Below are 25,882 nucleotides of genomic sequence, written 5' to 3'. Positions count from 1 at the left end.
CTGGCAGAGGCGGTCGCCCCCGGCCGCAGCCAGCCGGGGGCGACCTCGACAGGTCACTCGCGATGTACGCGCGCAGGCACCGGCGCCGGCTGCGCGGCCACCAGTTTCTGGCCGCCGACTTCGCCAAGGCCCGTCCGTTCAATCCCATGGAGCGGCTGATGTTCTCGGCGGCAGCGCGCGATGAATCGGCGCCCCGGCACATGCATCTGTTCGCATCCCGCCTGATCGGTCCGCTGCGCTTCTTGAACCCGGTTGCACTGGCCAAGGCCTCAGCCGTCAACATCAAGCATCGCGGGGCGACTGCGCCACCCGCGGCCCTGTCACACACCGAGTCATGACCGGCTCCCCTCCCTGCTCACGCGCGCTCGGCGATCATGCCTACGACGTCCACGGCGATCTCGATCGCCCGTGCCGCGAGTGGGGAGTGGGTCCGATCCGCCTGCCACAGCAGGAAGATCTCGCGTGGCGGGAGCGCCGGCCGGAGTTCGTGGATGGACAGCGACTCATCGGAGCCGACGTCGGCACCGCGGACGGCGAGCTGCGGCAGTACCGCCACACCCATGCCGGCGCGCACCATCGACAGCACGGTTTCGTTGCCGGCGGTGCGGAACACGATCCGCGGCCGCACGCCGCGGTGTGCGAGCGCCTGCTCCAGCCGGGCCTGGTCGCAGATCGGTGGGTGCGCCACCATCGGTGCGGCGTCGAGTCCGGCCGGATCCACCGGTCCGTCGGGGAAAGTGCCGCGGCGTGCCACCAGCAAGTAGGGATCGTCGAGCAATTTGAGGTGTTCGACGTCGCCGTCGACACGGCCGTCGAAGAACATCAGGTCGAGTTCACCGACGTGTGGCCGGTCGGTCTCCTCCTCGAACAGCCTGATGTCGCAGCCGGGGTGCTCGTCCCGGAGCCTGCGGACGACCAGCGGCAAAATCACGTTGGACACGCTCTGGAAGGTGCCGATGTCGACCCGGCCGTCGCCGGCCTTGAACCGGTCCACGGCCGCTGCCATCGACTGGGCCTTCGCCAGCAACTCGCGTCCGTGTGCCAGCACCACGGCGCCGAGCGGGGTGATCCGCACCGGTTTCGGCCCGCCGGGCCGGTCGAACACGGCACCGCCGACGGCTTTCTCCAACGCCGCGATCTGCTGACTCACCGTCGACTGGGTGTACCCCAGCCGCGCGGCGGCCCGCCCGAACGAGCCCTCGTCAGCGACGGCGGCCAGCGTGGTGAGATGCCGCAGTTCGACGTCAGGCACGCGGTCCCCTCGTAGCACTAGACATCGCTGATCGTGATTGCTTTGATCGGATTCTATCGCTTTTCGCGATGGATGGCCTGGCCTAGCGTGGGGTTCATGACCCACAACCTTTCCCACGGCGAGAAGCTCGTCGAAATTCAGCGATATCGAGCTGTGCGTCGAGACCTTCGGAAACCCCGCGAACCCGGCGGTCCTCCTCATCGATGGTGCGGCCGCCTCCATGCTCTGGTGGGAAGCCGAACTGTGCGAACAGCTCGCACACGGCGACCGGTTCGTGATCCGCTACGACAACCGGGACACCGGCAGATCCACCAGCTACCCGCCCGGGCACCCGGGCTACACGTTCACCGACCTGGCCGGGGACGCACTCGGCATCCTGGACGCCCTGAACATCGAGCGCGCCCACATCGTGTGCCGGTCCATGTCCGGCGGAATCGGGCTCATTCTCGGAGTGGGCCACTGCGACCGGGTCGCGTCACTGACGTTCGTCTCCACTTCCACGGGCGACGACCACCTCCCACCGCCGTCGCCCGAGCTCACCGGCAACACCCCCGCCGACCCGGACCCCGCCGATCACGCCGCGGTGGTGGACTTCGTCGTCGCCTCGGCAAAGGCGTACTCGGGCGGCTCGCCCTATTTCGACGAAACCGCCACGCGTGCGCTGGTCGAGCGGGACGTGACCCGCACACGCAACATCGCGTCCACCCTGACCAACCACTACGCGATGACCTTCGACGGGCCGTCCCACGGCTTCGCCGACATCAAGGCGCCCACTCTGGTGGTGCACGGCGACCATGACCCGTTCCTCCCACTCCCCCACGGGCAGGCGCTGCGCGACACGGTTCCCGGTGCTCAGCTGCTGGTCCTGGAAGGCGCGGGGCACGACCTCCCGAGGCCGCTGTGGGACGTGTTCGTACCCGCTCTGATCCGGCACACCACAGGCGGCCGGACATGACCCGGTTGCGTTCGGCCCTCTGGCTGCCGATCTTCGACGATCTCGCCGAACCGATGGTGGTCGCACGTCTCGCCGCCGAGGCGGAGGAGGCCGGCTGGCACGGCGTGTTCGTATGGGACCACCTGCGCTGGCGGGCGCCGATCCGGCGGGTGGCCGACCCGTGGATCACGCTGGCCGCCATCGCCACCGCCACCCAGGACCTTCGGCTCGGCCCCATGGTCACACCTCTAGCCCGTCGCAGGCCGCCCAAGGTCGCCAGGGAGACCGCGACGCTGGACCGGCTCAGCGGCGGCCGCCTCACCCTCGGCGTCGGTCTCGGCAGCGACCGCTTCGCCGACGAGCTCCGCGCGACCGGCGAGGAACTCGACGACCGCCGGCGGGGGCAGATGGTCGACGAGTCCCTGGAGATCCTCACCGCCGCATGGTCCGGCAAGCCGGTGCACCACCACAGCCGGCACTACACCGTCGACGGCATCTCCTTCCTCCCCCGGCCGGTGCAGCGGCCCGGCGTGCCGGTGTGGGTGGCGGGGCTTCCCGGCAACGTCAAACCGCTGCGCCGCGCAGCCGGGCACGACGGCTTCTTCCCGGTCAATCTCGAACACCCGGACCAGCTCGCCGACATCGTCGCCACCGTCACCGAGCTCCGCCGGGGACGGACGACCCCGTACGACATCGCCGTCGCCCTCCCACCCGGCGCCGATCCGACGCCCTACGCCACGGCGGGAGCCACCTGGTGGCTGACGGAGTTCCCACCGGAAACGGTGTCGCTGGACCAGGTGCGAGGCGTACTGCGCGACGGACCGGTAGAGCCTTGAGACATCGACATCCGCACGACCGACAGCATGTCGAAATCGGTATCGAGAGGATACGGTGACCGTGATGTCCGACCAGCAGGGAACCCAGACACCGCCGAGCTCCAGGCCGACCGCGGGTGAGCACGCGACCGGAGCTACCGAACTCTTCGACTACGACGCGGAGTTGCGGCTGTACAACGAGCACTTCCGCGCCGCTGCCCGGGTCGGCTCCCACGACCGTGTGCTCGACATCGGCTGTGGCACGGGCCAGACCACGCGCGAGGCCGCCCGCGCCGCCGTCGCCGGAAGCGCGCTGGGCGTCGATGTCTCCGCACCCATGCTCGAACGGGCCCGTCTGCTCAGTGACGAGCAGGCACTGCCCAACGTCAGCTACCAACTGGCGGACGCCCAGGTTCACCCCTTCCCACTGACGCATTTCGACCTCTGTATCAGCAGGTTCGGAACGATGTTCTTCGCCGACCCGGTCGCCGCGTTCACCAATATCGGGCGCGCTCTGCGTCCCGCAGCGCGCCTCGTGCTGCTGGTCTGGCAGGACCGCGACCGCAATGAATGGGCGTCAGCGATCCGCCAAAGTCTCACTGCCGCAACCGCCGCACCCATCCCGCCCGCCCCCGGTCGGGACGCGTTCTCCCTCGCCGACCCGGGCAGCACGGAAGACATCCTGACGGCGGCCGGCTTCACGGACGTCACCTTCACCGACGTGCACGAGCCCGTCTACTACGGCCCGGACACCGCCACCGCCTTCGACAATGTGCTGCGCCTGCTGAAATTCCAGGACCTGCTGGCCGACCTCGACGCCGCGACCGCTGAGCAGGCACGCACGCGGCTACGCGCCACCCTCGCCGCCCACGACACCGGCAACGGCGTGTACTTCGACTCGCGTGCCTGGATCATCACAGCCCACCGCCACTGACCAGCACGACGCACCACCGTCCCGGACGGGGCTTGTCGAAAGCACCGCATGGGAACAGCGACGATGCCAAAATCCAGTATGCGAAGAGCGATGGCGGTCCTGGCCGCTTCCATGATGGTGGTGCTGGCCGGTTGCGGGGGCGGGGACTCCGACTCGGCGTCGGTGGCCTGGACGAGCCCGTGCGACCTGCTGACCACCGCAGAGGTCGAGCAGGCGATCGGCGCCAAGGTAAAATCGGATGCCATCGAGGGCAGTTACGGCTATGAATGCCACTGGCGGCAGCCTCAAGCCCTCAGCACCTGGGTGGTGTGGCTCAAGGTCAACAAGAGCAGAGCCCAGTGCGGTGAACCGGGCACGCGCATAGCCGACGAACTGGATGTCAATGCCTACAAGGGCACGAGCGACGGGGTCGTGAGAGTCGGCGGCCCGTACAAGGACCACTGCCTGCGCCTGACCAGCTTCGTATCCACCACTCCCGGAGAGACCGTCACCGAGGACCAGGCCGTCGACCTCATGCGCACGATCAGACGCCGCCTGGAGTAACCGGCCGGCGCGACGCGCACCCGCCTCTCATCCCTTCAGTCCTGTCTGCGAGCCCTTCCACGAAGTGCCGCTGGGCGAAGGCGAAGACGATCAGGACATCCCCCGCGGTTTCGGCCCGCGGGCGCCCCGTCGGGGGCCGGTCGGTGCAGGGCTGTCAAGAAGGCGGCCAGGGTGACGGCCGCTTCCGTGGCGCGCGTGGCGGGGGCGCGGTCCGCAGGCTCGCCCGGCACCCAGGTCGTGACGAGCCAGGGCCGCGGAAACCGTTCGGAGGGCTCACCGAGGCACTGCGGGACGGGAATCTGCAGGGGAAGGTGCGGAGCGAGGATGGGCAGCCAAGCGTGCTCCTTGCGCAGCAGCGCGTCCGCGGACTGTGTCGCCCAGGGCAACCGGACGGCGAGGTCGTCGCCGAGCCGCCACACTTGGTTGTCCCAGCCTCGCGCTCCGAGCTTCAAGGGGCGATCCGCCAGGTCCGGATGCTGCTCACGCAGCAGATCCCGGATCAATTCCCCGTTGATGTCCATCTCGGTGGCTGTCATGTGGGGCAACGGTAGTTGGGGACCGGCCTACCTGGCTTTCGGGCGAACCCGAGTCGTGCCAGGCGTCGAGCCAGAACGGTCCGCCGCCCCGAACAAGCCCCCTACCCGGCATTGTCCACGCGGAAGGCGCGCCGGTAGGCGGCAGGCGTGGTGCGCAGGGCCTTGTGGAAGCGCCGGCGCAGGTTGACGGCCGAGGAAAGGCCGACCCGGCGCGCGATGGTCTCCACCGGCAGGTCGGTCTCCTCCAGCAGGGCCCGGGTGGCGGCGATCCGCCGGTCCAGCAGCCAGCGTCCGGGGCTGATGCCCAGCTGCTCGCTGAAGTGCCGGGTCAGTGCCCGGACGGACCATGCACGGCCCCACGAACACCGCCCGGCGGTTGCCGCGTCAGATTCAGTTCTCCTTGATCCAGACCACGTGGTGAGGCCCGCGAGCGGTCCTTGCATGCCGGATTCAGGATCAGGCGCTGAGCGCCGTACCGCCCCGTGCCCCAGGCTCCGCACCAAGCGTTGGGTCACGGATGAAACCGCCACCGTCCTTCGGAGATGACGTCCACCTTGTCGTCACTGACGCGAACAGCCGTCTCGTCGTCGATGAGGTAGATCGGGAAGTCCGCCCGCGCGGCGATGCGATCAGCCCAGGCCTCGTCCCGTTCCGGGAAATCCGGCGAGTTCAGGTGCGGCTTCAGGTACCAGTCGAAGAGACCGAACGGCGGGTCCACGGTCGTCGCGCCGAGCACATGGAGGTCAGCAGCGTCCCCGATCACGTCGGCGGAGTGCTCGGTGAGATTCCGGCTGAAGATCATCGATCCGGCACTCACTCCCACATACACCCGACTCTCCAGCACCTCCAGGAAGCCGCCGGCCAGGTCGTTGTTGGTGATGCTGCGCGCGAGGTGGTAGTGATTGCCGCCCTCGACATAGATGACGTCGGCGTGGAGCAGCCGGTCGAGCACCATCCGCCGGGGCAGGCCGTTCAGCTCCAGGACGTCGAACTCCCGCCAGCCGAGACCGTGCAGCCTGCTCATGTCCGCAACGAGCGACCCGTGGTCCCCGGGCTCGGCGAGGGACGCCGTGGGAATGTATGCGACGTTCGCCGACCCGAACGGCTTTCCCAGTGTGTCCCGCAGCGCATCCTGCAGTGTCTTGTTGCGCAGCCCGCTCGACGTCAACAGAAGCTCCATCCGGCGAGCCAACCACGGCCGACAGGCGCGCGCAACGAACTCTTGATCACCATGACTGTCATGGCATGACGGCATCGGAAACAGGCACTCGGAAACAGGCACTCGGCCGCCAGGAACGAGCTGGTCGGGCGCCGGGCTTCGGTGCTCGCGCGCAGCGATCGGCGTGCAGCCGATGACCAGGTGTCCCCACGCTGATCGCCGCCACCCGTGGTCCTGGCCGCCAGGCCTTGCGGACCCCGCGTTCGATGGCCTGCTTCGGCGGCCCGCGGTGGCGCCGCCGCCCAGGCACTACAGGACAATCACCGATATTCTGGAGGCATGACGCATCCGTCGCAGAACGCCGCGAACGGACCGCCGGACGCGCTCGCCGCCGCCCGAACGGCGGTCAGCGGGTATCTGGATCGGCAGGTGGCGGTCGGCACGTCGGGCGCTGCGGACCAGCTGAGCCGATGGCAGGTCACCGGGACCACCGACGAACACATCGCCGAGGCGACCGCCCAGGCGGCCTGGGACCAGGTCGGCGACAAGCCCAGCGGTCTGTACGTGACCGGTCTCGAGGACCTGCGGAAGGAGTACGCCCGGCTCTGGCACGAGGCAGACCTCGTCACCCGCGGGTTGCAGCAGCTCGGTCATGATGTGGCCGGACTCGACATCCCCCACCCCCCGGACGACGAGGGCGCGTGAGTACGCCGTAGAGGTCGCTGGCCGTCCCGCTGCAGCACGGCGAACTCATCGCCGCCGGAGGCGCGTGATGAGTCCGTCGCGCTGTACGGCGAGGACAACCCGCCCCGCCCCTGACGAGGACAGCACGCGCCAGGTCACTGCCCCTCGGGCAGATTCAGCTGCCAGGAGACGCCGAAGCGGTCGTTCACCCAGCCGAACTTGGTACTGAAGCCGTACGAGCCCAGCGGCATGAGCTCCGTGCCCTGGTCGGCGAGGGCAGCGTAGAGGCGGTCGAGCTCGGCCTCGGTGTCGCAGTTGACGAACAGCGACACCGCCGGGGTGAACCCGAATTCGTGCTTGACGTAACTGTCGATGCACATGAACCGCTGTCCGGCGAGCGAGAACGTGGCGTGCTGAACCGTGCCCGCCTCACCGGGGCCGTCAGCCCCGTAGCGGGTGATGTCGACGACGCCTGAGTCCTCGAACAGCGACGTGTAGAGGGTCAGCGCCTCCTCTGCCCTGCCTTCGAACATGAGGAAGGTGGTGATCTTCTGCGGCATCGAGGCCATGGTGCTGCCCTCCGGGTGATGACGTTGGTCCTTAGAGGACGAGGCTAGGACTTACCGCTGACGCCGGCCTCACGGACACACGTCCCGACCACTCGGGGTTGAGCCACTCGGACACATGTCCGTGGTTGCGCGGCAGGGACGCGACCCGACTGCGGTGGGGCGCCCAGCGGCCGCCCATCACGGTCGCCGCCGTACCCCGCGCCACATCCTCGGCCGGCCGCCGGCTTGCCAAAACGGAACGTCGTTCCGTATCGTTAATCGGAACGCGGTTCCGTTTGCTCGCGATGTCGGAGCAGGGGCCGCGGAGGCCACAGGGGCCGCAGCGGCCCGACGGCCAAGCCCTGTATTGCCACCACGCTTCACCCGCAATGGAGGAACACGGTCATGCAGTACCGCACTTTGGGCCGCACCGGTGTGCAGGTCAGCTCCCTCGCACTCGGCGCGATGAACTTCGGCAGGATCGGGCGCACCACCCAGGACGAGGTCACCGCCATCGTCGACGCCGCCCTTGAGGGCGGGATCAACGTCATCGACACCGCCGACGCGTACAGCGGCGGCGAGTCGGAAGAGCTGGTCGGTAAGGCCATTGCCGGCCGTCGCGACGACATCGTGCTGGCCACGAAGGCGAGCCTGCCGATGGGTGACGAGCGCAACCGTCAGGGCAGTTCGCGCCGCTGGCTGGTCACCGAGCTGGACAACAGTCTGCGCCGCCTCGGTGTCGACCACGTCGATCTCTACCAGATCCACCGGTGGGACCCGAGCACCGATGACGAGGAGACGCTGTCGGCGTTGACCGATCTGCAGCGCGCGGGAAAGATCCGTTACTTCGGCTCCTCGACGTTTCCCGCGTACCGCATCGTGCAGGCCCAGTGGGCCGCTCGCGAGTACCACCTGCGCCGTTACGTCACCGAACAGCCCAGCTACTCGATCCTGCAGCGCGGCATCGAGACTCACGTGCTGCCCGTGACCGAGCAGTACGGGCTCGGGGTGCTGGCGTGGAGTCCGTTGGCCTCGGGCTGGCTGTCCGGCGCGATCCGCGAGGGCAAGGACATCACCACCAGCCGCTCCACGTTCATGCCGCAACGCTTCGACACCGCCATACCCGCCAACCGGGCCAAGCTCGATGCCGTCGAGCAGCTGGCCAAGGTCGCCGACGAGGCCGGCCTGACCTTGATCCAGCTCGCACTCGGATTCGTGACCGCGCATCCGGCCGTGACCACCGCACTCATCGGCCCCCGCACCCTGGACCACCTGCGCTCGCAGCTCGACGCCGCCGACACCGTGCTCGCCGCCGACGTACTCGACGCCATCGATGCCGTCGTCGCCCCCGGCACCGACCTGGCCGCACACGAGAAGAACGACACCCCGCCCGCGCTCCTCGACCCGGCACTGCGGCGCCGCTGACCGCCGAGCCCACTCTCGCGGGCGGCGCCTGAGGCATCCCGACTACCGGTGCTGCCCGATGCGTTCCCCGCCCGCGCGTACCAGGAGGCCGGGGCAGCCGGCGGGGTACTCGTGAACGAAGCTGAGCGCCGCCGCCCGCGCCGGTTTCGCTCGTTCAACTGATGGCCACGGCCCGGGCGCACCGGGAACAGCCAAGGACGGCCGCGGCCGGCTGACGGGCAGCCCCGAGCCACCTCCCGCCGGCCGTCCGGAGACGGCGGGCGGCCCGTGGAGCGCCCCGCCGACGGGTGACTCACGCCGCGCGCTTCAGCTCCGCCGCACCGAAGGAGACGTCGAATCGGTCGCACCAGATGCTGACGCTGGTGTAGGTGGCCAGGTCGATGTCATCGGGCAGGTCGTAGTTCTGGTCGCCCTTGTTGCCTTTGAGCTTGCCGAGACTGACATGCTTCCCGTCGTCGAAGACCCGCCAGCCCGCCGTGCCCTTCTTCACCGGAGCGTCGGTGACCAGGACCCGCAGGTCGGGGCCATTGCTGGTGTCGAGACCCTCCAAACGCAACGTCCGCTTTCCGTCCGCGAGTTGGATGATGCGTACAGAACCCTTCGTCGCGTGCTCGTGGCTGATCAGCTCGCCGGTCGCAAGGACGGACGGCATCGCCCGCCCGCCATCGGCCTTGGCGGGGGCGGCGGTCGGCACCGCGTCGTTGACCGTCTCGTCGACCCACAGCTTCCACGGCTGGAACCAGTACAGGCCCACGGCCAGCAGCAGCACCGCGACGCTGGACAGGGCGATGCCCAGCGGCTTCTTCAGAAAAGTGAGCAGTGCAGTGACCGCGCGCATGATGCTGATTCCCTCTCTCGTTCTTCGAAGAGGCCGGATCCCCTGCGCCCCTTTGCCCCATCCAGCTAAGCGGAACAAGGGGTCCTGGTGCGCCCTCACGCTGATGACGAAAGTCTTACGTGGGTGCGGTGTCGTCCGGACGGAGCTGGCCGCCGATCCCACGTTCCGCAACCGGTTCGGCCGGGAGATCGAGGCCGCGCGCCGGGTCGGCGGATTCCATACGGCGTCGGTGGTCGCCGCTGATCCCAACGGCGAGCCGCCCTGGCTGGTCACCGAGTACATCCCGGGCCCCTCGCTGCATGACGTGCTGCGCCGGCACGGCGCGCTTGCCGCCAAGACCGTCCAGACCCTGGCCATCGGTGTCGCCGACGGCCTCGAAGGCATCCATGCTTGCGGGATCGTGCACCGCGACCTCAAATCCAGCAACATCATCGTCGGCGAATCCCTCGAGTCCGCCCTCGCCATGCTGCCGTCCCACCTGTCCGAACTCGTCACCCGCTGCCTCGACCACGACCCCACCGGGCGGCCGACCCCCACCGAGGTCGTCGCGCAGCTCTCCGTGAAGGGATCGTCGGCCGGGGACCGGCTGCCGCCGCCCGTGCGCACGATGGTCGATCTGCACAACGCGTCCACTGCGTAAGGCGATGACGGGTGCGGTGTCCCCGCCGGCGCTGGGGCAAAGCCGAATGGTCTGGCTTGAGTGAATGCCTCAGGCGGGCTTCCTCTCCTGAACGAGCTGGGGCTCAGTCCGGCGGTCGGGCTGAGGGGGCTGAGGCAGTTCGGTGCGGGTGCGGACCGGGGACAGGAGGACCGGCAGGAACGCGACGGCCATCAGCCCGCCGCCCACCCACAGCGTGGTGCGCGGTCCGGCGAACTCGCCGAGCATCCCGGCCACCGCGGAGCCGACTGCGATGGCGCCGGTGAGCAGGAAGCGGAACGTGGCGTTCATGCGGCCGAGAAGGGCGTCCGGGGTCAGTTGCTGGCGCAGACTCACACCGAGCACGTTGTCGACGCCCATCTTGAAGGTGACCAGGAGCCAGCCGGCGCCCGCCACATACAGCCACCCGCCGCGGTCGATCAGCGGCACGAGGAGGGCTGCGGGGGCCAGACACAGGCCGACGAGTCCGAGGGTGCGGCCGTAGCCGAGGCGCGCGGCGATGGCGCGGGCGGTGCGGGCGCCGAGGAAGATACCGACACCGCCGATCGCCCAGTACAGGCCCAACACCCCTTCGGGCAGGTGGAGTTCCCGCACGAACAGGACCGGAAGCAGGGTGTTCACGATCACCGCACCGAGATTGAGCACGGCTGCGGTGAAGGCGAGGGCCCGCAGCTCCGGGTTGCCCAGTACGTGCCGCAGGCCCTGGGCCATCTCCGCACGCAGGGATGTGGTGCGATCTTGTCGGGCCGGGGTCTGCTGTGATGTGCGTACGCCCATGAGTCTGATCGCCGAGGCCAGATACCCGGCGGCGCTGCAGGCCACCGCGAACGGCGCGGTGAGCAGCTGAACGAGACCGCCGCCCGCGCCGCGGCCCGCGACATTGCCCGCGGCCTGAAGGCCGACCATCGCGGCATTGGCCCGCACCAGTCCGTCCCGGCTCACCAGTTGCGGCAGCATGGTCTGCGAGCCGACATCGAAGAACACGGTCGCGCAGCCGTTGAGCAGCACCACGGCGTAGAGCTGTCCGAGAGTGAGCCGATCCAGCCACCAGGCCACCGGAACGGAAACGAAGAGCACCGATCGCACCAGATCCGCGACGATCAGCACCCGCCGCTGCCGCATCCGGTCCACCCAGGCCCCAGCGGGCAGCCCGATGAACAGGAAAGCGGCCGTGCCGAGGGCTGCGAGCAGGCCCACCTGTCCGGCGCTCGCGTCCAGTGCGGTGACGGCGAGCAGCGGGACGGCGACGTACGCGATGTTGGTGCCCAACTGGCTGATCGCGGTCGCGGTGAACAGGGCGCGGAAGTCGGGTATCTGCCACAGGGAGCTCGCGGTGCTCGGTGGCCGGGCCGGTGATCTGAACATGGCGCACAAAGTGCCCCACGGTTCGCTGCGCGCCCCAATGATTTAGTGTGAACTAAATGCTGCAGATCGAGTTCACGGCCGAGGACGTGGCCCGCACCCGCTTCGCGGTCTCTCCCCTGTGGGAGGTCGTGGCCAGTGTGCGGGTCCTCAAGGGCGCCGATGAACAGGGCCTGCACCGCCGCTGGACCGACCAGGTCCGCCCCCGCCTCGCGGCCGCGAAGCTGGACCTGGCTCCACTCTCCGCCCTGGTCCAGGTCCCCACGTACGGCATCCCCGGCTTTCTGGTCCCGCCGCCGACCACCCCGCAGCCCTCCCTCGACGTGGAACTGGCGACGCTGCGCGCGACCCCTTTCGACCTCCTGCGGACCTCCTCCGACGCGGCCCAGCCGGGAGTGGAAGCCCTGCGCGCAGACCCGCAGCGCGGCCTGGCCCGGCTCGCGGACACCATCGCCGCCTACTGGGACGTGGCGATCGCCCCGCACTGGCCGCGCATCCGTACCCTCCTCGAGGGCGACATCCTGCACCGCGCCCAACTCCTGGCCGAGGGCGGCGCCCGGCGTCTCTTCGACGACCTCGACCCCCAACTCGGCTGGGACTCCGGCACCTTGAACCTGGCGCACCGTTTCGTCAGCGGCGAGCGCACCCTGGACGGCCGCGGCCTGCTGCTGTGCCCCTCGGCCTTCATCTGGCCGCGCATCTTCTCCACGATCGGCTACGACCCCTGGCAGCCGACCCTGCGCTACCCGCCCCGCGGCGTCGGCACCCTCTGGAACCCCCGCACCGTCCCGACCCCCACCGCCCTGTCCGCCGTCCTCGGCCGCTCCCGGACTCTGCTCCTCGCCCATCTCACGACCCCCGCCACCACGACCGACCTCGCCGCCCGGACCGGCCTGACCGCCGGCGGCGCATCACAGCATCTGACGGCCATGCGAGCAGCCGGCCTGGTCACGGCCCACCGGACGGGACGCCTGGTGCTCTACGCGCGGACGAGCGTGGCAGAGGCACTGCTGACAGCCGGGGACTAGACCGTTTGTGTTGCAGCATGATCCGCCGCCGAACGCCTACGCGAAGCCGCCAGAAGGGCCAACGTTGCCTGGCCTAATCACCATCGCGGCACAGGCAGAAGGGGTGACCGGCCGGGTCGAAGAGCACCCGGACGCTCTCCTGCGGCTGGAACTCCGCCACGGTGGCGCCCAGGGCGACCGCCTCGGCGACCGCTGAGTCCAGGTCTCCGACCTGGAAGTCGAAGTGCATCATCGGGCGCTGGGCGCCGTCGACCGGTGGCCACACCGGAGCCCGATAGCCCTCCGCCTGCTGGAACACGAAGAACGGTCCTTGCGGAGAGGCGGCGACGATGGCCGTTCCCGGCTCCTCGTGCCCGATATGCCAGTCGAGAAGTTCGGCGTAGAACCTCGCCAAGCGACTGGGGTCCGGCGCTTCGATCGTGGTGCCCCACCACATACCGCCTGTTCGAGATCGCATGCCTGAGCCTAGCCCGGGCCACCGGCACAGGCACAGGCACAGGCACAGGCACAACGATGCCGGCCCCCGGCCCATCTGATCGTGGGTTCATATGCGTCCCCGGGTGACGCACAGACCTGGGAGACGCGGGTCTGATCGACCTGCTCCGCGCCCGGGAGCCGGAAGAGTAGGACCTGACGGTGCACCATCTCCCGCACCGGGCCGCCAGGTTCCCGTACCGGCGAAGCGCCGGCCGTCGTCGGAGTCAAAGCCCTGCCCGCCCAGCGGGTGGACTCAGTGACCCCCGGGCGTTTCGGTGACCGGCGGCAGGGACGGCCAGGGCGTGGGGCCGGCTGAAGGTGGCGACCAGGAGTAGTCGTACGGTGGCGGGCTCCACGGTGCGTGGGCAGGCGGTGGTTTGAACGGTCCTGCCCGATTGGCCATGAGGATCAACATCGTCGCGGCGAAGACCACGCTGACGACGATAAGGGCCAGGCCGAGGGGGTTTCGGGGGTTGTAGTAGTAACGACTGGTTCCCCAGTTGCTTCGTTTGAAGACCGGCTCGTCCTCGTCATGCACAGGCTGCGTCCCAGGTCGAAGGTGTTCCGGGGCCGGCATCGTCCAGCGGGCCTCCGCTCGCTCCCGCCGGGAGCTGATGGCACTTTAGGTCAGGAGGTGCGGCCTGCCGAACGGGGGGTGGTCGGGAAGTATCCCGTCACGGAGCGAGCAAGGCCGTCGCGGCGCTTCATGGCGTCGTCACGCTCGGGGAGTTGCCGCTCGGCCTGGACGACGAAAGACAGCGACCACCTACACGCGGCGACCCGCCGCCTTCGACCGCTGCATCCCTGCGGCCGCTCAGCCCTGTCCGCTCTGCAGCGTAAGGCCCAGGCGGGATTCGGCGGCTTCCAGGGCCAGCCGGACGGCTCCCAGGGCCACGCCCTGGCCGCCCAGTTGGGAGGCGTCGATCACGGTGGGAACCAGGGTGTGGCCCTCGATGTGGCGGCGGATCGGGTCGAGGAGGATGTCGCCGGCCTCGGAGATTCCACCGCCGATCACCAGGTGGCCGGGGTCGAGGAGAAGGAGCAGGACGGCCAGGCCGCGGGCGAAGCGAGCGGCTACCCGGTCGACGACGGCCAGGGCGACCGGGTCGCCGTCGGAGGCCGCGGTGAAGAGCGGGGCGAGGCCACTGCGGCCGTCCGTCAGTCCGGGTGGTGCCGCGCGCCGGGCGTCGGTGTACGCCGCTGCCGCGAGGCGGCGGATCTCGGCCGCGCCGACGAGTCGTTCGAACGGTCCCATGCCGTCGGCGGGCAGCTGCGATCCGTCGGACGGCTCCACTCGCGTAACCGGCTCCGTCGGCGAGTCCAGTCGGGCGAACAGGTCGAGGAAGCCGAGTTCGCCCGCGGCCCCCGAGGCCCCGCGGAGCGGTACGCCGTCGATGATGATGCCGGTGCCGATCCGCTCGCCCCAGTGGACGAGGACCATGCTGCGGGTCTCCCGGGCCGGACCGTAACGCAGCTCGGCCAGGACGGCGAGGGTCGCGTCGTTGTCGAGCAGGACCGGGCAGCCGAGCCACTCGCGCAGCTCCGGCACAATCGCCGGCCCGGCCCAGCCCGGGATGCTCGGTGCCTTCAGCACCACCCCGCGTTCGCGGTCGACGATGCCGGGCGTTCCCGCGCAGACCGCCCACAGGTCGGTCGGTTCCAGGCCCGCCCGCCGCGCCGCCTCCGTCAGCCCTTCGCGGACCAGGGCGACGAGTTGGGGTGCGTCCGCGCCGGGCGGGACGGTGGCGCGGTGGGTCGTGAGGATCTCGCCGGAGAGGTCGGCGATGAGGACCAGCACCTTGTGCGGACCGATGTCGACGCCCGCGACATGCCCCATCTCGGAACGGAACCGGACCCGCCGGGCAGGTCTGCCGGGCCGGCCCTCCTCGCCGCTGCCGGTTCCCGTGCCGGTGCCGGGGCCGTCGTCCAGCGGGCCCACCAGCCCGTCGTTGCCCAGATCGGCCAGCGCCCTGGTGACGGCGGGGCGCGAAAGGCCGGTCGCCGCGGCCAGTTCGGAGACCCGGGCCGTACCGCCCGCGGCCTGCCGAAGCGCCGTCAGGACCGCCTGTCCGTTGATCCGCCGCAGCACGTGCGGTCCGGTCGCTGCCAGCTCTGACGGCATCAGATCACCCTCCCGGACACAGTGTCGCAGCCGGGATCGGGCCCGCGACCCCTTGACGGACGACTTCAGGGCTTCCATAGTATCGAACGGTTCGTTACTAACACCTCGCGGAAACCGACCGGACTAGGCGGCCTCGCATGAGATGGAAATCCAGCGCCCGCGCAACGCTCTCGTCGATCGTCCTGCTGATGGCGTCGATGTACGGAGATCCCACCGCACACGCGAATCCCAACCCCCCTTCCCTCTCAGCCGCGTTCGACCCCGCACCGGCGAGCGCAGCCCTGTCCCGGTTGCTGCCGGCCCGGGCAGCAGCGCAGTTCTCCCTCGTGCCGGTGCCGAAGCCGGCCTCCGGCGACGCCTTCACGCTCTCCGGTTCGGTCGGCGCCATCACGGTCGCGGGCACCTCGCCGGCCACGCTGCTCACCGGCGTCGGCTGGTACCTGGAGCACGTCGCGGGTGTGGACATCGGCTGGCCCGGTGACAGCCTCGGCAAGCTCCCGGCCGCCTTGCCTGCCGTGCCGGACCCGGTCACCCGCTCGGCGACGGTCCCCCACCGGTACGCCCTCAACGACACCGACGACGGCTACTCCGGCGCCTACCGCGACTTCGCCTCGTACCAGCACGAGATCGACGTGCTGGCTCTGCACGGCGTCAACGAGGTCTTCGTCCAGATGGGCGCCGAGTACCCCTATTACAAGGCGCTGCAGAGCTTCGGCTACAGCGGCGCCGAGCTGCGATCGTGGATCCCGGGCCCCGCGCACCAGGGCTGGTGGCTGCTGCAGAACATGTCCGGTTTCGGCGGACCCGTCTCGGAGCAGCTGATCAACGCCCGCGCGGCCGAGGGCCGGCAGATCACGGACCAGCTCCGCGCGCTGGGCATGACTCCGGTGCTGCCCGGCTACTACGGCACCGTGCCACCGGGGTTCACCGACCGGAATCCCGGCGCCAAGGTGGTGGCGCAGGGCGACTGGGTCGGCTTCCAGCGGCCCGACTGGCTCGACCCCACCAACGCCGTCTTCACCCGGGTCGCCGCCGCCTACTACGCCGCGCAGCGCACCCGGTTCGGTGACAGCACCCTGTACAAGATGGACCTGCTGCACGAGGGCGGGCTGCCCGGAAGCGTCAACGTGACCGACGCCGCCACCGCGGTCCAACACGCCCTGGACACCGCCCACCCGGGCGCGACCTGGGTCATCCTCGGCTGGCAGAACAACCCATCTGCCGCTGTGCTCAAGGGTGTTGACAAGGCACGCATGCTGATCGTCGACGGTCTCTCCGACCGCTACGACAACCTCGACCGCGAAACCGCGTGGGGCGGCACCCCGTACGCCTTCGGCGCCATCGACAACTTCGGCGGCCACACCAGCATCGGCGCCAACACCAGTACCTGGGTGAGCCGATTCCAGCAGTGGCTCAGCAAGAAGAACAGTGCTCTGCAGGGCATCGCCTATCTGCCGGAGGGGACCGGCGGCAACCCCGCCTCCTTCGACCTGTTCACCGAACTGGCCTGGCAACCGGGCCCCATCGACCGGACCGCCTGGTTCGCCGACTACTCGGCACGCCGCTACGGAGGCGCCGACGCTCACGCAGCTGCGGCCTGGGAGCTGCTGCGCCGCGGCCCGTACAGCACCGCGTCGGGTACCTGGAGCGAGCCGCAGGACAGCCTGTTCACCGCGCGCCCGGGGCGCACCGCGAGTCATGCTGCGGAGTGGAGCCCGGACGGCATGCGCTACGACGCGGCCACCGTGCAGAACGCACTGGCGGAACTGCTACAGGTCGCCCCGGACAAACAGGCCTCGACCGCCTACCGGTACGACCTGGTCGACGTCGCCCGCCAGGCACTGGCCAACCGCAGCCGGGTACTGCTGCCGCAGATCAACGCCGCCTACACGGCGAAGAACCTGACCCAGTTCCGCGGTCTCGTCACCGAATGGAAGGGCGATGAGGCCCTGCTCGACCAGCTCGTCTCCAGCGACCCGGCGTTCCTGCTGGGCACGTGGCTGACGAGCGCCCGCGCGTCGGGGGCCACCGCCGCGGAGAAGAGCCAACTGGAGTACGACGCCCGGTCCATCCTCACCACCTGGGGCGACAGGGCGGCCAGCGAGGCGGGCGTGCACGACTACGCCAACCGTGAGTGGGGCGGCCTGATCTCCGATCTCTACGCCAAGCGGTGGGCGGCGTACTTCGCCTCGCTGGACACCGCACTCACCGGCGGCACTGCTCCGGTGGCGATCGACTGGTTCGCGATGGACGACAGCTGGGCCAGACAGACCAACAGCTACAGCACCTCGCCCTCCGGCGATCCGATCGCACTGGCCCAGCACGTCAGGGACGCCCTTCCGCCCATCGCACCGTCGGGCCCGATCACTGGCATCGGCGGCGCCTGCGTCGACATCACGGGCGGCAGCACGGCCGACGGCACGCCGCTCCAGCTGTACGGGTGCAATGGGACGCCCGCCCAGAGGTGGACCGTCTCGGCGGACAACACCCTGCGGGCCAACGGCAAGTGCATGGACGTCAGGGGCGGCGCCGTGACCCCCGGCACCGTGGTGCAGCTCTACACCTGCAACGGCACTCCCGCCCAGTCCTGGACACCAAGGAGCGACGGCACGCTGCGGAACACCAAGTCCGGCCTGTGCCTCGATGCCGGCGGCGGCAGCTCCGCCAACGGCACCGCCCTGATCATCTGGACGTGCACCGGCAACGTCAACCAGCGCTGGTCGCTGCCGAGCTGAGGTCCACGACATCCCCCTCATCGCAGGTCCGTCTGCACTGCGGTGATGGAGCCGGCGTCGCCGGCCGGGACACTGGCGGGCGCCGCCCGCCAGTGTCCCGGCTCCGGGGTCAGGGCCCGTTCTCAGAGGTATTCGGTGGCGGCGTCGAGGAGCCAGTCAGCGACATAGTCGGCGAAGGAGGAACGGACGAGGAGCCAGAAGCCTCCCTTGCGGCCTACGACGACGACCTGCGCGCGGGCGAGCGTCGTCTGTGCGCAGCGGCCGGGGCCGAAGGCGCGGGGGTGCAGGTCGAGGGAGCAACCGTGGGCGAGCAGGTCGCGGGCGCGGGGGCCGGCGACCAGCAGGGTGGTGCGCTGGGCGGAGACGTCGGTGACAGCGGCAGGCTCCTCGCCGATGGCCGCACGGATCCGGCTCTCCAGGTCCTGCTGGGTGCCGGGCCGGCCGACGACGAGCCATTCATCGGGTCCCAGCCAGAGGACGGCCAGGTCACGGACGGCGTCACAGGCCCGTACCGCGGTGTCGGGTTCGAGAGGAAGCGGGAGGCCGAGCGCGAGCCCGACGGCGTCGCCGGCGGGGCCCTTGGGGTCGAGGCGGACGTTGAGCTGAGTGAGGAAGGGGAGTTCGGCCAGGCGCAGATCGCCGCTGGAGGTGCGGGTGGCGGCGGCGAAGCGGTCGGCGGCGTGCGCCAGGGGGCTGTGGCGGGTGGTCCGGGTGGCGGTCTCAGCCATCGCGGCGGGCTCCCTCGGGGTCGTAGAGGACGGGGCTGGCGACGGTCACCGGGATCAGCCGGTCGCCGACGGGGGCGTAGAGCCGCTCGCCGATGCGGTCCCGGCCGCCCTTGATGAGGGCGAGCGCGAAGGTCCGGCCGAGGGCGGCGCTGCGGTAGCTGGAGGTGACGTGACCGAGCATCGGAACGGGAGGTGCCGGGAGCACGCTGTCGGCGACGAGGTGGGTGCCCTCCGGGAGGAAGGCGCTGGGATCCTCGGGGAGCAGCCCGACGAGGTGCTTGCGGTCGGGGCGGAGGGTGTCGGCGCGGCTGTAGGACCGCTTGCCGACGAAGTCCGGCTTCTTCTTCGACACGACCCAGCTCATGCCGAGGTCCTGCGGGGTGACTGTGCCGTCGCTGTCCTGGCCGATGATCGGGTAGCCCTTCTCCGCGCGCAGGACGTGCATGGTCTCGGTGCCGTACGGGGTGATCCCGTACGGGGTCCCCGCTTCGTCGAGCGCCTCCCACAGGGCGAGGGCGTCCCACGGGGAGATGTTGATCTCGTAGGCCAGCTCGCCCGAGAAGCTGATCCGGCAGACGCGGGCCGCAATGCCCGCGACGGTCGTGTCGCGCCAGGCCATGAAGGGGAAGCTGTCGTTCTGCACGTCCAGGCCGGGGGCCAGGCCGCCGAGGACCTCACGGGAACGGGGACCGACGAGAGCGACGGTGGCCCACTGCTCGGTGACGGAGGTGCAGCGGACCCGCAGGTCGGGCCATTCCGTCTGCAGCCACTCCTCCATCCACTCCAGGACGGCGGCCGCGTTGCCCGTGGTGGTGGTGACGATGTAGCGGTCGTCCGCGAGGCGGATGGCGGTGCCGTCGTCGAAGATCATGCCGTCCAGGCGGGCCATGACGCCGTAGCGGATCATGCCGACCTTCAGGGTGCTCATCATGTTGGTGTAGATCCGGTCGAGGAAGACCCCGGCGTCCGGGCCCTGGACGTCGATCTTGCCGAGGGTGGAGGCGTCCATGAAGGCCACGCCCTCGCGGGCGGCACGGCATTCGCGCAGGACGGCGGTCTCCATGTCCTCCCCGGACAGCGGGTAGTACCACGGGCGCTTCCACTGGCCGACGTTCTCGAAGCGCGCACCGTGAGCGGTGTGCCAGGGGTGGAGGGCGGTGAGGCGGGCCGGGTCGTGGAGGACACCTCGGTCGCGGCCCGCGAGGGTGGCGAAGGAGACCGGGGTGTACGGGGGCCGGAAGGTGGTCGTGCCGAGGACGGAGATGTCGACACCGAGGAGGTGGGCGACGGTGCCCGACGCCAGTACGCCGGAGGTCTTGCCCTGGTCGTTGGCGGTGCCGGCGGTGGTGTAGCGCTTGGTGTGCTCGACGGACCGCATCCCGGTGCCGGCGGCCCGCGTGAGGTCGGCGACGGTGACATCGCGCTGAAGGTCGACGAAGCTCGACGCCTCGGCGGCGCCCGGGACCACATGGACGTGCGCGGGCGGGGAGGCCGGCTCGGCTGTCACCGGCGGGAGTTGGGAGGTCGCAGCCGGGTAGCCCGCGGCCTCGATGGCACGGATGCCGGCCGCCGCGCCCTCGGCGAGGACCGCTGCCAGGTCGAAGACGCCGTTGGCGGAGCCCGCCACCTCGACCGCCTGCCGGCAGCTGTCGGGGACGAAGGAGCCGAGGGCGTCGTCGTAGCGGAGCTTGCCGCCGGCCTGACTGAACAGGTGCGCCACGGGGTTCCAGCCGCCGGAGACCAGGAGCAGGTCGGCGGTGAACTCGCGCTGCGGTGCGTCGGACCCGCCCGATCCCTGCGATCCGTCCGGCCCTTCCGATCCGTACGGCGCGACGGTGACCGAGGTGAGGCGGTCCCCGCCCTGTGTGCCGATGACCGCGTGGCCCGCCAGGACTTCGACACCGGGGACCTGCGCGCCCGGCTCGCGGCGGGTGTCGACGATCGCCACGACGTCCACGCCCGCGGCGGCGAGGTCACGGGCGGCGGCGTAGGCGCTGTCGTTGGTGGTGAAGACGACGGCCCTGCGCCCAGGGACGACTCCGTAGCGGTTGACGTAACTACGGGCCGAGGCGGCCAGCATGACGCCCGGGCGGTCGTTGTCGGCGAAGGCGAGGGAGCGCTCGTGGGCACCGGTGGCGAGGACGACTCGGCGGGCGCGGATGCGCCAGACGCGCTCGCGGGAGACGTTGTCCGGGGCGTGGGCGCCAAGGTGGTTGGTGCGGCGCTCCACGGCGAGGAGGTGGTTGTCGTCGTAGTAGCCGAAGACGGTGGTGCGGCGCAGGACGCGTACATCCGCGCTCGCTTCGAGCAGCGCCGCGACCTCGGCCGGCCAGGAGGGGAGCCGGCCGGTGCTGAGGAGGGTTCCGCCGAGCTCGGGCTGGTCGTCGGCGAGGATGACGCGGGCACCGCTGCGGGCGGCGGCCGCGGCCGCGGCCAGTCCGGCCGGGCCGTCGCCGACGATCAGCACGTCGCAGTGGGCGTGCACGGCGTCGTAGCGGGCAGGGTCGGGCTCGGTGGCGAGCCGTCCCCTGCCGGGGAGGCCGGTCGCGACGAGGCCGTCGTACAGCTCGACGGTCGTCGCGGGGAGCATCGGCTCGGGGAAGGGCTCCTCGATCTGGATGACGGCGTTGGGTTCTTCGACACCGGCGGAGAAGATGCCGCGGGGGCGGCCGAGCTTGATGCTGGTGTTGGTCCGGATGACGCCGTTGGCGAGGAGGGCGGAGGCGAGGGTGTCGCCGGGATGGCCTTCGTAGGCGACTCCGTCGAAGGTGAACGCCAGCCGGTCGCTGCGCGCGATGCGGCCACCGGTGGCGCGCCGGAACGGCTGGGTCTCCCCCGCCCGGTCCCGTTCCGAAACCGGGGACTCCACCTCTGGACCCCCAGGCTTCGTGGTCGGCTGCGGGCCGGTGGTCGTGTTGCGCCCGCCCTCCCCCAACTCGCCGCGCTCGCCACGCGGAGCGGTCTGCCCGCAGCGAGGTTCGATGAACTCGTTCGTCGACGTGTCACGTACCGCGTTGAACCACCGGCGGCACCCCGCCGAGTGCATCCAGCGCTCGGCGAAGGGCCCCTTGGGGTTGTCGCGGAAGAAGAGGTAGCGGGCCCACTGCTCGTCCGTCAGGGCCGAGGGGTCCTCGGGGTAGGCGAGGTGCGCCTGACCGCCGTAGTGGAACTCGGCCTCGTCGCGGGGTCCGCACCAGGGGCATGGGATGAGCAGCATGGTTTCGGGCTCCTCAGTGGGCTACCGCGGCCGCGCCGTGCTCGTCGACGAGCGCGCCGGTGGTGAAACGGTCGAGCGAGAAGGGGGCGTTGAGGTGGTGCGGGGCGTCGTGGGCGATGGTGTGGGCGAAGACCCATCCCACGCCGGGGGTGGCCTTGAAACCACCGGTGCCCCAGCCGCAGTTGAGGTACAGGTTGTCCACCGGGGTCAGGCCGACGATCGGTGAGGCGTCGGGGCTGACGTCGACGATGCCGCCCCAGGTGCGCAGCACGTGCGCGCGGGCGAAGACGGGGAAGAGCTCCAGCGCGGCGGACATCTGCTCTTCGATGATGTGGAAGGCGCCGCGCTGGGTGTAGGAGTTGTACGAGTCGATGCCCGCGCCCATGACGAGCTCGCCCTTGTGGGCCTGGCTGACGTAGACGTGCACGGCGTTGGACATCACCACGGTGGGGTGGACGGGCTCCAGCAGCTCGCTCACCAGCGCCTGCAGCGGATGGCTCTGCAGCGGCACCTCGAAGCCCGCCATGGCGGCGAGGACCGAGGAATGACCCGCCGAGCAGAGCGCGACCTTTCCCGCCGCGATCGGGCCGAGGGTGGTCTGAACCCCGATCACCCGGCCGCCGGCGATGTCGATGCCGGTGACTTCGCAGTTCTGGATGATGTCGATGCCGGCGGCGTCCGCCGAGCGGGCGAGACCCCAGGCGACGTGGTCGTGCTTGGCGATGCCCGCGCGGGGCTGGTACGTGGCGCCCATCACCGGGTAGCGCACGTCCGGGGAGATGTTGACGATCCGGCAGACCTCTTGGACCTGCCGCGGGTCGAGCCATTCGGCATCGACGCCGTTGAGGCGGTTGGCCTCCACGCGGCGAACGCTGTCGCGCACGTCCTGGAGGCTGTGGGCGAGGTTGAGTACGCCGCGCTGGGAGAAGAGGATCGGGTAGTCCAGCTCCTCCTCCAGGCCCTCCCAGAGCTTGAGCGCGTGCTCGTAGATCCCGGCGCTCTCGTCCCAGAGGTAGTTGGAGCGGATGATGGTGGTGTTGCGGGCCATGTTGCCGCCCGCGAGCCAGCCCTTCTCCAGGATCGCGACGTTGGTGATGCCGTGGTTCCTGGCCAGGTAGTGGGCGGTGGCGAGGCCGTGTCCGCCGCCGCCGACGATGATGACGTCGTACGACTTCTTCGGCTCGGGCGTGCGCCACAGCCAGTCGGGGTGCTCGGGGAGATCGGCGCCGGGGGTGCGGGGGCTCATCGGGCGTCTCCTGACTAGCCGCGGAGGCGGGACATGGACGGGTCGAACAGCGGCTCGTCGGCGACCTGCGCGGCGACCCGCTGATCGAAGTAGCCGACGTGCAGCACACGCCCGGGGGTGGCGAGCTCGGCCGGGAGCCAGGTGTAGGCGATGCCTTTGCCGATGGTGTACCCGTAGGAGGCACTGGTGACGTAGCCGACGGGGCGGTCGCCGTCGTAGACGGGTTCCTTGCCCATGACGACGGCGGACGGGTCGTCGATCGTCAGGCACGTCAGGCGGCGCTTCACCTCCGCCTTGCGACGCTCGAGGGCCGTCTTGCCGATGAAGTCGGGCTTGTCGAGCTTGACGGCGAAGCCGACGCCGGCTTCGTAGGGGTCGTGCTCGTAGGTCATGTCGGTTCCGAAGGAGCGGTAACCCTTCTCCAGGCGCAGGCTGTTGAAGGCACCGCGGCCGGCGATGATGCCGCCGAGCGGCCGGGCGGCGGCCCACAGCGTGTCCCAGAGTTTCAGGCCGTGGTCGGCCGTGGTGTAGAGCTCCCAGCCGAGTTCGCCGACGTACGACAGCCGCATCGCTGTGACCGGCACGGAGCCGATGTGGGCGCGCTTGGCGCGGAAGTACTTCAGGCCGTCGTTGGAGAAGTCGCAGTCGGCCAGCGGCTGCAGGACCTGGCGGGCGAGCGGGCCCCACAGGCCGATGCAGCAGGTGCCGGGGGTGATGTCGCGGACGGCGACCGAACCGTCGTCCGGGAGGTGGCGGGTGAACCAGTCGTGGTCGAGATTGCCGTTCGCGCCGACCTGGAAGAGGTCACGGGCGAGGCGGGCGATCGTGACGTCGCTGCGGATGCCACCGTCCTCGTCCAGGAGGAGCGTGTACGTCACCGAGCCGACGGACTTGTCGATCTTGCCGGTGGACAGCCGCTCCAGGAAGGCCGCCGCGCCGCGTCCGCTGACCTCCAGGCGCTTGAGGGCCGTCATGTCGTACATCGCGACGGTCTCGCGGGTGGTCTGGGCCTCGGCGCCGACGATCGGGGACCAGTAGCGGGCGGCCCAGTCGTTGGGGGTGGGGATGGAACGGCCCTCGACCAGTGCGGCGTTGGCCTCGTACCACTGGGGGCGCTCCCAGCCGTTCGCCTCGAGGAAGACAGCACCGAGCTCCTGCTGCCGTCCGTAGAAGGGGCTGGTGCGGATCGGGCGGGGGGCGCCCGGCGGCTGGAGCGGGTGGAGGATGTCGTACACCTCGACGAAGTTCTGGCAGTCGCGGGCGAGGACGTACTCCGGGGAGAGCTGGTGCGGCTCGAACCGGTTGACGTCGCACTCGTGCAGGTCGAAGGAGGAACAGTATCCGTCGACCAGCCATTCGGAGACGGCCCGCGCCACGCCGGCGGAGTGGGTGACCCAGACGGCCTCGGCGACCCAGAAGCCCTTCACCTCCGGTGACTCGCCCAGGAGGGGAAGCCCGTCGGTGGTGAAGGAGAACAGGCCGTTGATGCCCTCCTCGATCTTGGCTTCGCGGGTGGCGGGGAGGAGGGACTGCGTCTCGGTCCAGGCGTCCGCGAAGTCGCCCTCGGTGAACTTCAGCACCGACGGCATCTCGTCGGCCGCGTCCGCTGCCTGCACCGAGCGGATGTCGTCGACGGAGACCGGCATCGGGCGGTGACCGTAGGAGCCGATGCCGATGCGGTCGAAGCGGTCGCGGTAGTAGAGGTCGGCGTCCTGGTGGCGCAGGATCGGGCGGACGGCCTCCTCCGTCTGGCCTTCCAGGGCGGGCACCGGGCCGGTCCACGCGAGCTGGTGGGCGAGCGGGGTGAGCGGGAGGTTCATGCCGACCATGCGGGCGATCTTCGGGCCCCAGATGCCGGCGCAGCACACGACGATGTCGGCGGGGATCTCGCCCTGGTCGGTGCGGACGCCGCTGACGCTTCCGTCGCTCTGCAGCACGTCGAGGACTTCGTGGCGGGCGAGGAAACGGACACCGCGCTCCTTCGCCCGCCGGATCTGCGCCTCGACCGCGAGCACGGACTTGGCGAGGCCGTCCGTGGGCACCAGCAGCCCGCCGAGGACTCGCGAGGGGTCCACGAGCGGGTGGAGTTCCACGCACTCCTCGGAGCTCAGCAGCCGGGCTTCGACGCCCCAGGCGGTGATCCAGCCGTGGCGGCGGTGGAGTTCGGTGAGGCGGTCGGTCGTGGTGGCCACTTCGAGGCCGCCGACCTGGAGGAAGCAGGGCTGGCCGTCGACGTCGAGGGAGCAGAACTTCTCGACGGTGTAGCGGGCGAGTTCGGTCATCGTCTTGGAGGAGTTGGTCTGGAAGACCAGACCCGGGGCGTGCGACGAGGAGCCTCCGGTGGCGGGGAGCCGGCCCTGGTCGACGACCGTGATCTCCGTCCAGCCCGCGGCCGACAGTTCGTCCGCCAGCGCCGCTCCCACGACGCCCGCTCCGATGATGACCACTCGGGGTCCCGCCATCGCCGCACCTCCGCCTTACAGCAGTCCGAGTTGCTTTCAGCGCAACAAGCTTCAGGTTGCGCAACTCAATGTGCCGGTCCCTCCGGGAGGTGTCAAGGGGGCAAACGACAGTGCCCGGAGGGCTGTCGGAACAGCTCTCCGGGCACTGCGGTGTGCTCTCGCCGGCGTGCGTCACGCCG

At 70.2% G+C, this 25,882-nt stretch carries 21 protein-coding genes and 2 pseudogenes; 10 read left to right on the top strand and 13 right to left on the bottom strand.

Going from position 1 to position 25,882, the window contains the following annotated elements:
- The first annotated feature begins 62 nt into the window (after positions 1-62).
- Positions 63-338, top strand: a complete 276-nt coding sequence (locus tag G3I60_RS45030) for a hypothetical protein (RefSeq protein WP_239069461.1) — start codon at positions 63-65, stop codon at positions 336-338.
- Between the two features lie 17 nt (positions 339-355).
- Here the strand turns inward: G3I60_RS45030 and G3I60_RS03425 are convergent, their stop codons facing one another.
- Positions 356-1,252, bottom strand: a complete 897-nt coding sequence (locus G3I60_RS03425; RefSeq protein ID WP_164292285.1) for a LysR family transcriptional regulator — start codon at positions 1,250-1,252, stop codon at positions 356-358.
- 220 nt (positions 1,253-1,472) lie between these two features.
- Here G3I60_RS03425 and G3I60_RS03420 point away from each other — a divergent pair, with 220 nt between their 5' ends.
- The 4 genes from G3I60_RS03420 (at position 1,473) to G3I60_RS03405 (ending at position 4,478) form a co-directional block, all read left to right on the top strand.
- Positions 1,473-2,207, top strand: coding sequence for an alpha/beta fold hydrolase (locus G3I60_RS03420; protein ID WP_239069460.1), 735 nt, complete (start codon positions 1,473-1,475; stop codon positions 2,205-2,207).
- On the top strand, positions 2,204-3,022 hold the full coding sequence (locus G3I60_RS03415; protein ID WP_164292286.1) for an LLM class flavin-dependent oxidoreductase: 819 nt from the start codon (positions 2,204-2,206) through the stop codon (positions 3,020-3,022). Before G3I60_RS03420 ends, G3I60_RS03415 begins: the two co-directional genes overlap by 4 nt.
- A gap of 64 nt (positions 3,023-3,086) precedes the next feature.
- A complete protein-coding gene (locus G3I60_RS03410; RefSeq protein WP_164292287.1) occupies positions 3,087-3,935 on the top strand; it encodes a class I SAM-dependent methyltransferase in 849 nt (282 codons plus the stop codon).
- A 63-nt stretch (positions 3,936-3,998) separates the two neighbouring features.
- On the top strand, positions 3,999-4,478 hold the full coding sequence (locus tag G3I60_RS03405; RefSeq protein WP_164292288.1) for a hypothetical protein: 480 nt from the start codon (positions 3,999-4,001) through the stop codon (positions 4,476-4,478).
- A gap of 98 nt (positions 4,479-4,576) precedes the next feature.
- Here G3I60_RS03405 and G3I60_RS03400 read toward each other — a convergent pair.
- From G3I60_RS03400 to G3I60_RS03390, 3 genes and pseudogenes are all read right to left on the bottom strand, one after another.
- A pseudogene (locus tag G3I60_RS03400) lies at positions 4,577-5,014 on the bottom strand (phosphotransferase); the annotation flags it as partial.
- Between the two features lie 101 nt (positions 5,015-5,115).
- A pseudogene (locus tag G3I60_RS03395) lies at positions 5,116-5,358 on the bottom strand (helix-turn-helix domain-containing protein); the annotation flags it as partial.
- A 167-nt stretch (positions 5,359-5,525) separates the two neighbouring features.
- Positions 5,526-6,194: a Type 1 glutamine amidotransferase-like domain-containing protein gene (locus G3I60_RS03390; RefSeq protein WP_164292289.1), complete on the bottom strand. Its 669-nt coding sequence runs from the start codon at positions 6,192-6,194 to the stop codon at positions 5,526-5,528.
- 318 nt (positions 6,195-6,512) lie between these two features.
- On the opposite strand from G3I60_RS03390, the gene G3I60_RS03385 reads away from it, so the two are divergent.
- On the top strand, positions 6,513-6,878 hold the full coding sequence (locus G3I60_RS03385; protein WP_164292290.1) for a hypothetical protein: 366 nt from the start codon (positions 6,513-6,515) through the stop codon (positions 6,876-6,878).
- 134 nt (positions 6,879-7,012) lie between these two features.
- On the opposite strand, the gene G3I60_RS03380 is transcribed toward G3I60_RS03385, so the two are convergent.
- Entirely contained in the window at positions 7,013-7,417 is a 405-nt protein-coding gene (locus tag G3I60_RS03380) for a VOC family protein (RefSeq protein ID WP_232485746.1), read from the bottom strand.
- 393 nt (positions 7,418-7,810) lie between these two features.
- Between G3I60_RS03380 and G3I60_RS03375 the strand changes: the two genes are divergently transcribed.
- The gene (locus tag G3I60_RS03375; RefSeq protein WP_164292291.1) at positions 7,811-8,830 is read left to right on the top strand and encodes an aldo/keto reductase; all 1,020 of its coding nucleotides are present in this window, start codon (positions 7,811-7,813) and stop codon (positions 8,828-8,830) included.
- Between the two features lie 292 nt (positions 8,831-9,122).
- On the opposite strand, the gene G3I60_RS03370 is transcribed toward G3I60_RS03375, so the two are convergent.
- Positions 9,123-9,668: a DM13 domain-containing protein gene (locus G3I60_RS03370; RefSeq protein WP_164292292.1), complete on the bottom strand. Its 546-nt coding sequence runs from the start codon at positions 9,666-9,668 to the stop codon at positions 9,123-9,125.
- Positions 9,669-9,771: 103 nt separating this feature from the next.
- On the opposite strand from G3I60_RS03370, the gene G3I60_RS03365 reads away from it, so the two are divergent.
- A complete protein-coding gene (locus G3I60_RS03365; protein WP_239069459.1) occupies positions 9,772-10,308 on the top strand; it encodes a protein kinase in 537 nt (178 codons plus the stop codon).
- A 69-nt stretch (positions 10,309-10,377) separates the two neighbouring features.
- On the opposite strand, the gene G3I60_RS03360 is transcribed toward G3I60_RS03365, so the two are convergent.
- On the bottom strand, positions 10,378-11,691 hold the full coding sequence (locus G3I60_RS03360) for an MFS transporter (protein ID WP_164292294.1): 1,314 nt from the start codon (positions 11,689-11,691) through the stop codon (positions 10,378-10,380).
- A gap of 56 nt (positions 11,692-11,747) precedes the next feature.
- Here G3I60_RS03360 and G3I60_RS03355 point away from each other — a divergent pair, with 56 nt between their 5' ends.
- Positions 11,748-12,716: a DUF5937 family protein gene (locus G3I60_RS03355; RefSeq protein WP_164292295.1), complete on the top strand. Its 969-nt coding sequence runs from the start codon at positions 11,748-11,750 to the stop codon at positions 12,714-12,716.
- 73 nt (positions 12,717-12,789) lie between these two features.
- Here the strand turns inward: G3I60_RS03355 and G3I60_RS03350 are convergent, their stop codons facing one another.
- Positions 12,790-13,152: a VOC family protein gene (locus G3I60_RS03350; RefSeq protein WP_164292842.1), complete on the bottom strand. Its 363-nt coding sequence runs from the start codon at positions 13,150-13,152 to the stop codon at positions 12,790-12,792.
- Between the two features lie 855 nt (positions 13,153-14,007).
- Positions 14,008-15,315: an ROK family transcriptional regulator gene (locus tag G3I60_RS03345; RefSeq protein WP_164292296.1), complete on the bottom strand. Its 1,308-nt coding sequence runs from the start codon at positions 15,313-15,315 to the stop codon at positions 14,008-14,010.
- A gap of 137 nt (positions 15,316-15,452) precedes the next feature.
- On the opposite strand from G3I60_RS03345, the gene G3I60_RS03340 reads away from it, so the two are divergent.
- Positions 15,453-18,050, top strand: coding sequence for an alpha-N-acetylglucosaminidase (locus G3I60_RS03340; protein WP_164292297.1), 2,598 nt, complete (start codon positions 15,453-15,455; stop codon positions 18,048-18,050).
- A 122-nt stretch (positions 18,051-18,172) separates the two neighbouring features.
- On the opposite strand, the gene G3I60_RS03335 is transcribed toward G3I60_RS03340, so the two are convergent.
- Genes G3I60_RS03335 through G3I60_RS03320 form a run of 4 tightly spaced genes read right to left on the bottom strand, consistent with a single transcriptional unit; the run spans position 18,173 to position 25,703 of the window.
- Positions 18,173-18,778, bottom strand: a complete 606-nt coding sequence (locus tag G3I60_RS03335; protein ID WP_164292298.1) for a sarcosine oxidase subunit gamma — start codon at positions 18,776-18,778, stop codon at positions 18,173-18,175.
- A complete protein-coding gene (locus G3I60_RS03330; protein WP_164606464.1) occupies positions 18,771-21,995 on the bottom strand; it encodes a sarcosine oxidase subunit delta in 3,225 nt (1,074 codons plus the stop codon). Before G3I60_RS03330 ends, G3I60_RS03335 begins: the two co-directional genes overlap by 8 nt.
- A 13-nt stretch (positions 21,996-22,008) precedes the next feature.
- Positions 22,009-23,241, bottom strand: coding sequence for a sarcosine oxidase subunit beta family protein (locus G3I60_RS03325; RefSeq protein ID WP_164292300.1), 1,233 nt, complete (start codon positions 23,239-23,241; stop codon positions 22,009-22,011).
- 14 nt (positions 23,242-23,255) lie between these two features.
- Positions 23,256-25,703, bottom strand: coding sequence for an FAD-dependent oxidoreductase (locus G3I60_RS03320; RefSeq protein WP_164292301.1), 2,448 nt, complete (start codon positions 25,701-25,703; stop codon positions 23,256-23,258).
- Between the last annotated feature and the right edge of the window lie 179 nt (positions 25,704-25,882).

Source organism: Streptomyces sp. SID13666, assembly GCF_010548325.1.
Taxonomy (GTDB): domain Bacteria; phylum Actinomycetota; class Actinomycetes; order Streptomycetales; family Streptomycetaceae; genus Actinacidiphila; species Actinacidiphila fildesensis.
Note: the sequence above shows the minus strand (reverse complement) of the source record. Positions and strands in the feature narration are given on the sequence as shown.

Excerpts from the sequence above, each read along its gene's own strand:
- G3I60_RS45030 (WP_239069461.1), top strand. The coding sequence starts at position 63 with ATGTACGCGCGCAGGCACCGGCGCCGGCTGCGCGGCCACCAGTTTCTG.
- G3I60_RS03420 (WP_239069460.1), top strand. The coding sequence starts at position 1,473 with ATGCTCTGGTGGGAAGCCGAACTGTGCGAACAGCTCGCACACGGCGAC.
- G3I60_RS03415 (WP_164292286.1), top strand. The coding sequence starts at position 2,204 with ATGACCCGGTTGCGTTCGGCCCTCTGGCTGCCGATCTTCGACGATCTC.
- G3I60_RS03410 (WP_164292287.1), top strand. The coding sequence starts at position 3,087 with ATGTCCGACCAGCAGGGAACCCAGACACCGCCGAGCTCCAGGCCGACC.
- G3I60_RS03405 (WP_164292288.1), top strand. The coding sequence starts at position 3,999 with ATGCCAAAATCCAGTATGCGAAGAGCGATGGCGGTCCTGGCCGCTTCC.
- G3I60_RS03390 (WP_164292289.1), bottom strand. The coding sequence starts at position 6,194 with ATGGAGCTTCTGTTGACGTCGAGCGGGCTGCGCAACAAGACACTGCAG.
- G3I60_RS03385 (WP_164292290.1), top strand. The coding sequence starts at position 6,513 with ATGACGCATCCGTCGCAGAACGCCGCGAACGGACCGCCGGACGCGCTC.
- G3I60_RS03380 (WP_232485746.1), bottom strand. The coding sequence starts at position 7,417 with ATGCCGCAGAAGATCACCACCTTCCTCATGTTCGAAGGCAGGGCAGAG.
- G3I60_RS03375 (WP_164292291.1), top strand. The coding sequence starts at position 7,811 with ATGCAGTACCGCACTTTGGGCCGCACCGGTGTGCAGGTCAGCTCCCTC.
- G3I60_RS03370 (WP_164292292.1), bottom strand. The coding sequence starts at position 9,668 with ATGCGCGCGGTCACTGCACTGCTCACTTTTCTGAAGAAGCCGCTGGGC.
- G3I60_RS03365 (WP_239069459.1), top strand. The coding sequence starts at position 9,772 with ATGACGAAAGTCTTACGTGGGTGCGGTGTCGTCCGGACGGAGCTGGCC.
- G3I60_RS03360 (WP_164292294.1), bottom strand. The coding sequence starts at position 11,691 with ATGTTCAGATCACCGGCCCGGCCACCGAGCACCGCGAGCTCCCTGTGG.
- G3I60_RS03355 (WP_164292295.1), top strand. The coding sequence starts at position 11,748 with ATGCTGCAGATCGAGTTCACGGCCGAGGACGTGGCCCGCACCCGCTTC.
- G3I60_RS03350 (WP_164292842.1), bottom strand. The coding sequence starts at position 13,152 with ATGTGGTGGGGCACCACGATCGAAGCGCCGGACCCCAGTCGCTTGGCG.
- G3I60_RS03345 (WP_164292296.1), bottom strand. The coding sequence starts at position 15,315 with ATGCCGTCAGAGCTGGCAGCGACCGGACCGCACGTGCTGCGGCGGATC.
- G3I60_RS03340 (WP_164292297.1), top strand. The coding sequence starts at position 15,453 with ATGAGATGGAAATCCAGCGCCCGCGCAACGCTCTCGTCGATCGTCCTG.
- G3I60_RS03335 (WP_164292298.1), bottom strand. The coding sequence starts at position 18,778 with ATGGCTGAGACCGCCACCCGGACCACCCGCCACAGCCCCCTGGCGCAC.
- G3I60_RS03330 (WP_164606464.1), bottom strand. The coding sequence starts at position 21,995 with ATGCTGCTCATCCCATGCCCCTGGTGCGGACCCCGCGACGAGGCCGAG.
- G3I60_RS03325 (WP_164292300.1), bottom strand. The coding sequence starts at position 23,241 with ATGAGCCCCCGCACCCCCGGCGCCGATCTCCCCGAGCACCCCGACTGG.
- G3I60_RS03320 (WP_164292301.1), bottom strand. The coding sequence starts at position 25,703 with ATGGCGGGACCCCGAGTGGTCATCATCGGAGCGGGCGTCGTGGGAGCG.